The sequence below is a fragment of the Marinoscillum sp. genome, assembly GCF_040222955.1.
Taxonomy (GTDB): domain Bacteria; phylum Bacteroidota; class Bacteroidia; order Cytophagales; family Cyclobacteriaceae; genus Marinoscillum.
In genome coordinates, this window is sequence record NZ_JAVKCA010000009.1 from 78,453 (window position 1) to 90,605 (window position 12,153).

Annotated in this window: 8 protein-coding genes; all 8 read right to left on the reverse strand. The window is 42.3% G+C overall.

From position 1 onward, the window contains the following. Nucleotides 1–330 precede the first annotated feature (330 nt). The 8 genes from RIH33_RS08125 to RIH33_RS08160 all read right to left on the reverse strand — a co-directional run bounded on the left by RIH33_RS08125 (nucleotide 331) and on the right by RIH33_RS08160 (nucleotide 12,148). Nucleotides 331–1,131: a DUF4595 domain-containing protein gene (locus RIH33_RS08125; protein ID WP_406650332.1), complete on the reverse strand. Its 801-nt coding sequence runs from the start codon at nucleotides 1,129–1,131 to the stop codon at nucleotides 331–333. 82 nt (nucleotides 1,132–1,213) lie between these two features. Further along, the gene (locus RIH33_RS08130) at nucleotides 1,214–2,218 is read right to left on the reverse strand and encodes a GRP family sugar transporter (RefSeq protein ID WP_406650334.1); all 1,005 of its coding nucleotides are present in this window, start codon (nucleotides 2,216–2,218) and stop codon (nucleotides 1,214–1,216) included. 12 nt (nucleotides 2,219–2,230) lie between these two features. Continuing rightward, entirely contained in the window at nucleotides 2,231–3,781 is a 1,551-nt protein-coding gene (locus RIH33_RS08135; RefSeq protein WP_406650335.1) for an alpha/beta hydrolase-fold protein, read from the reverse strand. 1 nt (nucleotide 3,782) lies between these two features. Next, nucleotides 3,783–5,378: an alpha/beta hydrolase-fold protein gene (locus RIH33_RS08140; protein WP_406650337.1), complete on the reverse strand. Its 1,596-nt coding sequence runs from the start codon at nucleotides 5,376–5,378 to the stop codon at nucleotides 3,783–3,785. Between the two features lies 1 nt (nucleotide 5,379). After that, nucleotides 5,380–6,966 carry an ADP-ribosylglycohydrolase family protein gene (locus RIH33_RS08145; protein ID WP_406650340.1) on the reverse strand — a complete coding sequence of 529 codons (1,587 nt, stop codon included), beginning with the start codon at nucleotides 6,964–6,966 and terminating at the stop codon, nucleotides 5,380–5,382. After that, on the reverse strand, nucleotides 6,963–8,621 hold the full coding sequence (locus RIH33_RS08150) for an ADP-ribosylglycohydrolase family protein (protein ID WP_406650343.1): 1,659 nt from the start codon (nucleotides 8,619–8,621) through the stop codon (nucleotides 6,963–6,965). Before RIH33_RS08150 ends, RIH33_RS08145 begins: the two co-directional genes overlap by 4 nt. Before the next feature lie 12 nt (nucleotides 8,622–8,633). Next, a complete protein-coding gene (locus RIH33_RS08155; RefSeq protein WP_406650345.1) occupies nucleotides 8,634–10,538 on the reverse strand; it encodes an ADP-ribosylglycohydrolase family protein in 1,905 nt (634 codons plus the stop codon). A gap of 98 nt (nucleotides 10,539–10,636) precedes the next feature. Next, a complete protein-coding gene (locus RIH33_RS08160) occupies nucleotides 10,637–12,148 on the reverse strand; it encodes a RagB/SusD family nutrient uptake outer membrane protein (RefSeq protein WP_406650346.1) in 1,512 nt (503 codons plus the stop codon). Nucleotides 12,149–12,153 lie beyond the last annotated feature (5 nt).

The window sequence follows — 12,153 nt, forward strand, 5'->3', positions numbered from 1 at the left end:
CCCATTAAATATATCAAATCCATAAATATCGGAGCAATCGACAGGCAGACAACGATCTACTCAACCCTACTTGGAAACACAAAATACTAAAAGAACTAAAAGAAATCCCCAAACAAAAAACCACTCCGGGGAGTGGCTTTTTGTAATATGAAGTGGACCTATGCTTTACTACGATAATTAAGTAGGTACATATCCTATGTAGAACTTTTATGAAACAAAAGGAGTGACTTTTGGGGAATAACGACAACCATAAACCGGACTAAACATAAATGCATTCACTACCAATGTCCTCTAATCAAAACCTCATTTATGCCAGTCATAGTTGAGTAATTAATCCTCATAATAAGTATACGCCCATGACTCTGAAAAAGGACCGCCACTGCTGGTACCATTTTTAGTTTGAGTGGCTACTCTGTTTTGCTCGTCAAAAGTATACTCAAACTTCGCTGTAAAGGCGGATGTAGGATCCTCAGTAATCTTACGAAGGTAACCATCAGCCAGCTTGGCACTTTGCTTACCAAATGTTCCACCTACATTTTTCCACTCTGAATCCACTTGATAGATTTGATGGATACCACTCAAATTATCACCAATTGTATAAGTGAATTCACGGTCTTCTCTTACCGTACCGTCATCGTTGTAGCGGATTCTATTGGTAACATTGCCATCTGAGATTGTTAGGTCATACTTTAAATGATCGGTACCACCGTAGTGTTCAACCACCTTGATCATTTGCCCGTCTGAGTTATATTCGTAACCTTCCCATTCGGTTTTCTCCGAATCCCAAAACTCCTTGATTACCAATCCATCAGCATTTAAAGCATAAACGGTTGAATTCTCTCCTCTGGTAATAGTAAGTTGATTGGCAACAGAATAGTCATAAACGGTTGTTCCATCTGACTCACCATTCCAAAAAACATCAATACTTTCTATCCGGTCATTGGCGTCATAGTTAAACTGCCACGACTCAACTTCCTCTCCCGCACCTCCTGAATAATCGATGGAGATTGTCTTGATTAATGATGGCTCTACAATGACAGGATCTCCTCCTTCGTCATCTTTACACGAACTCATAAATATTGTACTAGCTCCAAGTACAATAGCACTCATAAACATCAGATACTTTTTCATAATTTAATAGTTTAACAGGGTTAAAAATTATTTTAGATACGCTACTTATTATCCATATAAAGCTGATTCATTGATACTTATATTAATTTCCTCCTGACAGTATGATTAGTACAAGTCCGGAAATAAAGAGCAGGAACATTAAGAACAAAAGCATATTCACTGACTTACCACCTCCTTTAAATTCTTTCCATATAAATACACCCCAAAGCGCAGCAACCATCGTAGCTCCTTGTCCGAGTCCATAGGATATTGCTGTGCCCGCCTTGCCTGCAGAAAGAATGCTTAAAATCATTCCAAGCCCCCAGATTAACCCACCGATTACACCTACCAGGTGTGTTGAGAAGCTCCCCTTAAAGTATTCATTGTAGGTTACTGGTTGCCCAACAAAGGGTCTTTTCATTATGATTGTATTGAAGAGGAAATTGCTAATGAAAATACCGATCGCAAAAATGAAGAAGGCCGTATAGGGTGTTGCCAATCCTGCCAATGGTGCTTCAAAACTATTGACATCCATAGCCGCAGCGACAAATCGATAGAAGAAAGACATCAATACTCCGGCTATTAAGGCAAGCCATATTCCCTTTGATGAGGATTTTTTACTCTCCTTTGCCATCTTTCCCGAAGCAATTCCATTCAAAATGATAGCAATCATAATCAATGCCACACCGATGAAAAGCATCACAGGATCTCCTTTGGGCGTACTGACGTAATTCACTATGACCCCCAACACCAATGCTATCCCAACACCCAGGGGAAATGCTACGGCCATACCGGCTATTGAAATGGATGCTGAAAGAAGAATATTGGAAGCATTGAAAATAACACCTCCTATGATTGCGCTCCAGATGGTACTGCTGCTAAGCTGTCCCAGGTCCTCAACGAATCCCCGGCCCTGATCGCCTGTACTTCCCAATGTCAAACCAAAAAGAACCGACAGGAGGAGAATTCCTATCACATAGTCCCAATAGAACAATTCAAAGCGCCAGGTCTTTGCCGCCAATTTCTGGGTATTGCCCCATGACCCCCAGCACAGCATAGTGATGATGGTAAAGAAAACTGCAATCGAGTAACTACTAATAATGTACATAGGTCTATTTGGTTATCTGTGAATTTTTCTTTGAGTAAACCTTAATGCTTCAGAGAGCCCACTTAAATCATTGGTCTCCCTTCCTGTGCTCTCCCGGACACGATACTCATGGTAGATGTCTTCCTCGCGTAAAAAAACATGAGCACAGCCGTTGGCCTGATAGTTTGGATTATCGGCTGTTGTATTAATGAAATACCATGTTCGCTTAAGGGCTTTTTTATGCTCACTAAATGCCTGTTTCATGGAATTGCAATCCAATGGCGCATCAAAAACAACACAGGATGTAAAGACTTCCGGATTAAGAGCATATTCCAGGGCTGTTGCTCCTCCCTTGTTATAGCCAATCAGTGCCCGAAATCGATAGCCACTTCTGGCTCTGTAATTCCTTTCAATATCAGGTATGATTGTCTTAAGCAGCCCTTGCTCATTCTCATCAATAAAAGCTACCATCATGGGTGCCAAGTGGTCTCTCTCAATGTCATATCGGACTTTCTCAATGATTTCGTGCTTTTCCTGAGATTGGAAATCACCTATAAAAAAAGCCACCGGATATAAACGATTAGAGATGCTGTACTCTTCAGGCAGTACAATCTCATATTGCTCCCCCTTAATTATCCTGATATCAGCGTTCGTTGGAGTAGTTTCCTCTATCGCTCTTATATCACCTCTGAATTTCTTTCCGTCAAAAGCATCACTAATAAAGCGCAGGCCATTCGGCAATGCTGCTCGCCAATACGAAAATTCATGACCTCCGTCCCTAACTCTAAATTCATGCTGGAAATTGCGATCGCGAAGCAACATATGCAACTCTTCATTGCTTCTGCACAGGGTATATTCGTCATCGCCATTATCAATGTAGAGTTTTAGGTCACTAAACCTCGTGAGGTCTGATTCCTTAAAGATATGGAAGGGTGAGTGTTGCTTATAGTAATCTGTAATGCGCTTCTCTCCTGTTTCACCAACACCACCGAACAGTCTTCCCCATTGATCATTCCATCCTGACGCGTCTTCCGTTTTGTATTGTTCATCCGTGCGAACCGATATACTTAATGGAACACTAATAGTAAAAACCTCAGGATGCTTCAGTGGTAGGATAAGGGCACCGTAACCACCCATGGAGTACCCCATAGTAGCTCGATGATCTTTATCCGGAATTGTTCTGTATTCCTTGTCAATAAAAGGAACAAGCTCATTGATAAACATATCCTCGTACAGGAATGTACCTGCATAGTCATTCACATAATAATTTCGGAATCCTTGCGGCATTACATAAATCATCGGCTGAATTTCGCCCTGCCTCACGGCTCCATCTGTATACTGATTTACGCGACCGTATTCTAACCATGAAGACTCATCATCTCCCAATCCATGAAGTAGATAGACCACAGGATATGACTTTTTAGCAGTGTGGTACTCCTCCGGAAGTATGATCGAATACCTAACTGTTTGTCCCAAGATCTTGCTTTCGATAGAAAGCCCTTCGAGAATTCGTAAGTTATCCTGTGCAAAACCAATTGAAAGGTTAAGCAAAAGAACGATCAATATTGAATGAACCTTTTTCATACTAATTCTTCAAACTTTTCCTCAACGAAGGAAAGGATTCACTTAAACCATTTAGAAATGACTGGAAGGACTCCGCTCCTTGCCGCACCCTATATTCATACCCAATATCTGCATCTCTTATTTTCGCATAGAAATTATGATAGCCTCTGTAGCTATCGCCATCATCCAAAATGTCCAGGTAATAAAAAATGTCTGTCTGGGGGTCAACACCGGCTTCCTGTAGTTCTGCATCAAATAAAAAGCAGGAGCCAAATAGACTGGAATCTTCCGATGCAATATTCGCAGCATGCAGTCCGCCTAAAGCGTTTCCTAAAAGGACCCGACTGGCCCTATCTGCGCGTGCACGATATTGAGCCTCTACATAGGAGATAATCTCTGCTATACGATCACTTTCAATGCTTTCAGAAACCGGAATCTCAACCACCATGGCATTGTTCAGCGTATTGGCTTTCATACCATTTCTCAAAAGAGAAAAGATGTCTGCAACGTTCGATTCCCGCTGACCTTCTTCGCAATCATGAATCATATACACAACCGGGTAGTCGATAGTACTTGTCGCATAGTCCGCGGGCTTCAATACATTGATCTCAACACCGGAGATTTCTACGGATTCAAAATCACTGCCGGTGATGCGCTCACCTATTGTGACAGGCTCTGGATTAGAAGGATGCGGAATCCCCTGGACGGAATTGCTGATGAATTTTAGTGCCTCAGGGTAGGATTTTTTCCAATAGTCGAATGAATGACCACCGCTGCGCACCCGATACTCGTGGGGTATTTGATGGTCACGCATCACAGCATGCAAGGCGTCATTAGTAATAGTCAATGTCTCCTCATCATCACCACAGTCTATCAGAAATTTCAATCCAGCAAACCCCTCTTTATTTGAAGTATTAAAAAAATGAAAGGGACTATGCTGCTTAAAATAATCGGTAAGCCTCGCCTCACCACTCACACCTTTCCCACCGAAGATGGTCCCCCATTGGTAATCAAATACTCCCTGTGGCTCGCTGATGTACTGTTCATCCGTACGAAAAGACATGCTCAATGGAACACCGATAGTGAAAATATCCGGATTCAATGCTGGTAGAATCAATGCTCCATAACCGCCCATCGAATAGCCCATTACCGCCCGTGCAACCTTATCCTGTTTGGTTCTGAACAGGTTATCGATTGTTGGCACCAACTCAGTGGTGATCATATCCATGTACGGATAACTCCCTGTATACCTATTTACATAATAGGTGTTATATCCAATTGGCATCACATAGATCATAGGTACTATTTCATCTTTGTAGAGATCAGAATAGTATTTGATACCGCCACTCGTATACCATGCTTTCTCATTATCTCCAAAGCCATGCAACAGGTAGACAACAGGATAGTCGTCAGTTGATTCATTGTAATCCTCAGGAAGCAGCACCGCATAATTAATGTCTACCTTAAAAATTTGGCTCGACATTTTTTGGTTTTCAAGTAGTCTGGAAAATGGAATAGGCTCATCCACCTTGATCGCTTCATCTTTGCAGCCGAACAGGCTCAACACCAAGATGAGTACCATTGGTATAAGTGGCAGACTTGCGCTATATCGTTCCATTCTAGTCATTCAATGCTACTTTTTCAGAATTGTATGGTTTCGCCGGAGCATCTGCATAGATCACAATTGATTTCATGTATATGCTATAATCAGCATCCTTATTGACCCAAACGATCTCAACATTATGGGGGCCGTTTTCTAAGAGATACTTATGGTAGATGTCGTACTTTCTCACAATGTAGTCGTAAGGCATTTTGACCTGTTCCACCTTCTCTCCATCTATATAGATATCCAATAGTGCTACATAATCGCTGGAAGATCGGGCACAGAGGCTATTCACATTCCCCAGTACCACTATGCCGTTTCCGGTGAAATCAATATTGATATTCTTATCGGTGAAGTGTTGGCGTAGGTACCTTTCTTCACTCGGGTACATCCCTTCAAATGATTGTTCAAATGGTACAGTCTCTGGCTGCTGAACTTTTATATAAACACTGTCGTCATCGACCTTGCCTTCATTTTCTTGCACCAATTGAAGAGTGTGCTTGTAGGTTAAATCATACACCTCATTCAGTGTGATCTCCATGTATGGGAATTTCAAATCTTCCACCTCCTCTAATGCTGGTTTCCAATAGTCTGGAATATTTTTATACCCCATCATCACCCCCAATATGCCCGCCGCTGTAGCAGGGTTGCAATCAGAATCCTGACCACACCGGGTAGAAATATCCATTGTTTCAAAAAAGTCCTTCTGCCCATACAGCAATCCAATTACCACATAGGCTGCATTCAATCGGGCATCAATGTTAAAGGAGTTGTAAACCCCCTCCGGACATCCCTTATCCGATGAGTGGTGTTTTTCAACTTCAAACCAGGTTTCTTTCCAGTCATTTGGATATTGTTTGTGCCATTTGATTACATCTGAGATTGTTTGATAAAACATACTCTGTGAAGGAATGGTCTTCAGTGCTTCGGAAACGACAAAATCCAGATCATCAGAGGTGTATGCCAGCGTGTACATGGCCGACATATACACACCCCCATACCAGCCATCACCATAATTCATGATATGCCCAATGCGATCACAAAAATCAGATGCAGTATTGGTCATACCTGGTGCCATCATCCCTGCAAAATCCGCTTCTATTTGAAAATCAATATCATCGGCATGAGGATTATTCATCCAATGACCAGAGGCAGGTGGCATTATTCCGTTCAGGATATTGTATCGGGCAGCCTGGTTTGCGTGCCAAAGTTTGTAGTCCTCATTGGCAAACTCCACTGCAAATGAATCTGTGGGAGCATTGAGACCAACTTTCTCAAGGATATTAACAAAGGTCAAATCAAGGTATACATCGTCATATAATCCGGGATCCAATTCATAAGTTTCTTTGATGTAGTGATCGTGCCAAACTATGTGCTGATAGTCCTGAATCATGGTGCCCTTAAACCGGAATTCTGTAGGTCCGCCAAAAGTCACTCCTATCGTTTGCCCGGCCCAACCACCACGGATCTTATCCTTTAAGTCCTCTTTTGAAATGGCATATTCCTGAGAATAAAGTCCCTCATCAATATTTTGCTCCTTGCAGGCATTGAGTGAAACAAGTAAAATCGCTACTAAACAGATATAGGATAAATTCACTTTCATTGTATCGGTAGGTTACTTGATGGTTCGTTTTCCGAAAAGACAATCAAATCATTAATCCTATATTCATATTGAGGATCATGGTTCAGCCATTTCAGTTTAAGGGTATGCTTACCTTCTGTCAATTGATATTTCCAGGCGGGCTCCAATCTACGAGCAGAATTCATCATGGGGAGCTTCACTGTTTGATCCAGCTCACCATCTATGTACACTTCCATAATGGCAACATATGTATCATCTGGCTCAGCCAATCCAAATGACTCTGACCCGTAGGTTCTTTTAGAAACACGATCTATATACGCCACATCCACCTTAGATCGCTTTGCCATATTTCCATATAATAAATATCCATTGCCGGTGAATTCGAAATTGATTTCATCGGTAAATGATTCGTCAATCTTGTTGCGCTCAATCGGATAAGTGTTTTCGAAATTTTGTTCGAATGCCACCGGAACCGGTTTGGCCAGCGGTATTTTGACTTCACTTCCATCAATGGATCCACCCGCTTTTGCTATCATACCCAGCGCATGCTTCATACTCCATCCGTAAGCTTTATTGAGTGAAACTGTGGTGTTTTCAAAATCATCCATTTCGATTTCCTGAAGTGGCTTTAACCAAAAGTCCGGAATGCCATCATAGCCCAGCATCACACCTAATACGCCACCGACAGTTGCGGGATTGCAATCCGCATCTTGGCCGCATCTGGCCGCAATATCTATGGACTTTGAAAAGTCACCCTCTCCATACAGCATACCAATTGCCACGTATGCTGAATTAATTTTTGCTTCAATATTAAACCCTAAGAAGACCCCCTTTGGACAGCCGGTATCATGGTTCCATTTCTTTTGAACTTCGAACCATGTTTGCTTCCAATCATTCGGAAATTCTTTCTTCCATCTTATCACATCGCTGATGCATTCATAAAATTCAGTCCCTTCAGGAATCACCTTGATGGCATTCTCAACGATATAAGTGGGTTCATCCGAGATAAACGCAAGGGAGTACAAAGCGGAAACAAATACTCCTCCATACCAGCCATCGCCACTGTTCATCACATGCCCTACCCTGTCCGCTATTTTGGTTGCTTCGTTGACCATACCCGGTGCCATTAACCCGATAAAATCTGCTTCTATCTGGAAATCAATATCGTCTGCATGGGGATTATTTTTCCAATAACCAGACGCAGGTGGCATGATGCCGTTCAGGATATTATATCGAGACGCCTGATTCGCATGAGCCAGGTGGTAGGCAGTGTTAGACCAGTGCCTGGCAATAGAATCTGCGGAAGCATCAAGACCATGATTCTCAAATGCCTGCACGAAATTGAGGTCTGTATAAATATCATCGAAAAGTCCCGGTTTTTTATCCCACCAGTATTTCACATAGTGCTCATCCCATGGGATATTTTGAGCATCATGAATCATAGAGCCATTGTACTTGAACTCTACGGGCGCACCATATACCACACCAATGGTCTGACCTGCCCAACCTCCTTTGATCTTGTTCTGGAGGTCTTCCTTTGAAATACTAAAATCACGCTCGGCCAGAACACCTTCCGGCTTAACATCTGCTGGTGCAGTATTGCTGCCACAACCGAACAATACAAGTAAGATGGCCAGAGAAAATACTTTACTTATTGGATTCAATATATAATTCATGCTACTGTTTTTTTATTTTGATTTATAAACACCCAATTCGGCAATGGACGTAAAGCCCGATACATTTTTGGTGTACTTGTTCCAATGATCCTGAATCATGGCATCACCAATGATCCGAACCGCTTTAGTTTTGACAGATTTGAAGGTGATGACATACTCCGCGAAATGGGGCTGAAAGAATACAATATCCGTATTGGGTAACCCAGGCTGAATGCTTGTCTGCTCTGCGTTTACCCACTTTCCGTCGGCATTTTTGTATTGAACATTCAGGGAGGTAAACCACCCACCAAACTCTTCCATCCCACCAGTATTAAAGACCATCATATCTATCTCCTGATCTTCTTCCCACGCATATCCATAATAATCCACTTTGGGGATTTTCGATTTGGAAGCCAAACTATAAAAGACTGATCCTGCACCATTCAATTTCCCGTCGCGAATGATTTCCGGAGTATCAGAATACATTGAATTACCGAATGTTGTCCAACACGAATCAAGAACTTCTTTATTCAGGGTGTTTATATTGGCCAAAACCGTCTTCGCTGAGTTCGCCAAGTTTTCACTTCGGACCAGGAGTTCAAAATCCTTCTTCAAATATTGCTTTCCGTTATCTAGTTGGATGGTGATCTTATATTTTCCAGGGATCTCAGGTACTCCTGTGAGTCGTCCCTTTTCGAAAGAAGTGCCCTTAGGTAGATCACCCTGAACCAATTTCCAGTTGTAATTTTTATTTGCATCACTATAGAAGGTGAAGTCCACTTCCTTGTTGACTTCCAACACTGCAGCAGGTCCGATATAGAACTCAATTGGCACATCAAAAGTGGCTCTGGTGTTAATAATCACTTTCTCCTGCCCCGCTTCTCCAGTCACCTTTCCGCCTTTACCTTTCACCAGGTTTAAGGTCATCGACAGCATTCTATCTATTTGATTTTCAATACTTGCATCTGGTAATTCATGACGTGTTATATTAATATAGGTGTCATTAAAAGGCTTTTCCCAACCTTCAATTGGTAAGTATAGGTTTTCGGGCAGGGCATCAAGACCGTAGACTATTCCTAAAAGACCAGCCACCGTTGCAGCCTGATTGTCCGCATCAAAACCCATTGCGCAAGAAAGGTCAAGGGTGCGTTGAAAATCACCTTCTCCGTACAACATTGCTAATATCCCACATGCGCCATTGAGGTTTGCATTCCAAATTGTTTTGGTGAGGTCAGGTTCATTGACATAGTACTTCTCGGCCATCTCTTTCCATGCATCTTGCCACTTGTTAGGATACTTTTTGTGCAATGCAATCATCTCCCGGATGGTCTGAGCGTAACGACCATTTGCAGGTAGTTCTTTTAAGCCTATTTCGATCAGCTTGCGAATATCCTTTTCGAAAAATGCCGCCGCATACATTGCTCCGTAGTGTACTGTTGGCTCAGCACCCCAGTCATCGCTCGTAATACGAGCCGCCCAATCAGATTTCTGCGCAGCATACTGTACCATTCCAGGAGCGGTATATGCCCAGATTTCATTGATTAGTTGAGGGTCAATTTGAAACCAGTGCGGATTAATATTCTTGTCTCCAGTGAATGGTGGAGTGTAACCGAAATGCATCAGACCTAAGGCCGCACGATTAGCGAGCCAAACTCTGTCGCGAATATGATACATCCAGGCTTCACGCATTTGTTCATACGTAGGTTCATACCCATACTTTTCCATATTGAGCAGATACATATACTCTACATCGGTATCATCATCTGAAAAAGCTCCTTTGTATTGTCTTAGCTTGTCAAGGTTTTTGGTGTACCCGTATGGCCACTTACTTTCATCACCGGGTGCGCTCACGTACTTGTTTTCGTGTGGAAGTCCATAGATGTTTCCAATCATCTGGCCAATCCAGGCTCCCGCTATCTTATCCCTCAGCTCCTCCATTGAAATACTTTTGGAGTCTTTTTGAGCTTCCGAAGTTTTCGCTGAAAATAGCAATGAGGTTGAAATCGTGATTACTAATATTAATTTTATATTCATCATCAATCGGGGTTTTGAGTAAGATTTGGATTTGTGTTGATTGCGCTTTGCGGAATAGGAAAAAGCTTTTTGGCAGTCCCTGAAGCAGGTTTTTCCCACCAGGAATTTCCCCATACTCCAAATCGAATCTGATCTTGACGCCTATGACCTTCCCAGGCAAATTCCCGCCCCAGTTCGTCCAATAATTCAGAATCGGTGAGATCGCCTACCGTATAAGGAGTGAGCCCGGCGCGTGTTCTGATCAACTGCAGATCTGGATCATCAATGAATTCGCCAGCTCTCCCCAGACGGTGCAGCGCTTCCAGTTTTGTATAGAGGACATCCGCGTATCTAAAGAGAACGAAATCATTTTCCATGTCCACCACATCATAGCTAAGTTCTTCCTGATATTCATACTTCGCACATCGTGCACCTTCCCACTCACCTCTCGAATTGTAATTTTGAATGGTAGGACTGTAGATGAACGGCTCTCCATCGATGACAATCGGATTACCTTTGATGTCATTCTGCTGCCCAAACAGAAAAGCATTTCTACGAATATCATTCTCGGAATATTTCGTGAAGAAATCTGGCTGCAAGACGAATCCATCCCAAGGCACACCTGCCAAATTAAACGTGGCACTACTTGCAGAATTCAATGTCAGGTTCTGCCAATAGAAATGCTCATCTGTGAGTTGTGGGTGGTATGCGATAACGAATATATTCTCTAGTGAACCCTCATTGTGCACTTTGAAATTGGCAAAGTAATTCGCTTCAATTTGATATGCCCCCAATGCTATCACCTGATCGCAGGCCAATGCCGCTTCTGCAAACTTATTTTGGCCGATCCATTCCTGAGCATTCAGATACATTTTAGCCAAAAAAGTATAGGCCATTCCTTTGGTAACCCTACCATAGTACTCTGCCGTTGGCAAATCCTGTACTGCATCTACATTGTCTAATATCTCCTGAACTATAAAATCAAATACAAACGCTCTGTCCTTTTGCTGTGGCGGATCCTTTTCGCTGAAATCAATAGAGAATGGGATATTTCCCCAATAATCCATAGCCCAGTAGTAATAGAAAGCACGTAAAATTTTTATCTCAGCAATTACCCGGTCTTTATTCTCAAATTCTATTGGGTCAATGACAAACAGAATTTCATTACACGCTGTAATGCCTTCGAAAACCATATCCCATGATTTCGTCAGTATTTTGTTGCCCGATGTTGCACTGTTGAGCGTATGTTTTTGGATTTCCTCCCATCTCCCCTGATCATACCACTCACCATTATGCTTTTGTGGAATGACCATTTCATCAGAGGCATTCTGCCCCAGGGACCAAAGTCGTTGCTCCTCAGGATAGGGTTGAAGCTTTACATATGCACGTCCGGCGTAAGCAATAACGTCCTTTTCTGAATTGAAGAAGTTATCAACCGGTATTTCGGAATAAACGGATTCTGATAAGTCGAAACAAGAAACTGTAAGAAGACTTAGCAAGATGAATGATGTTATAGTAAGTGTATACTTTTTCATAATTC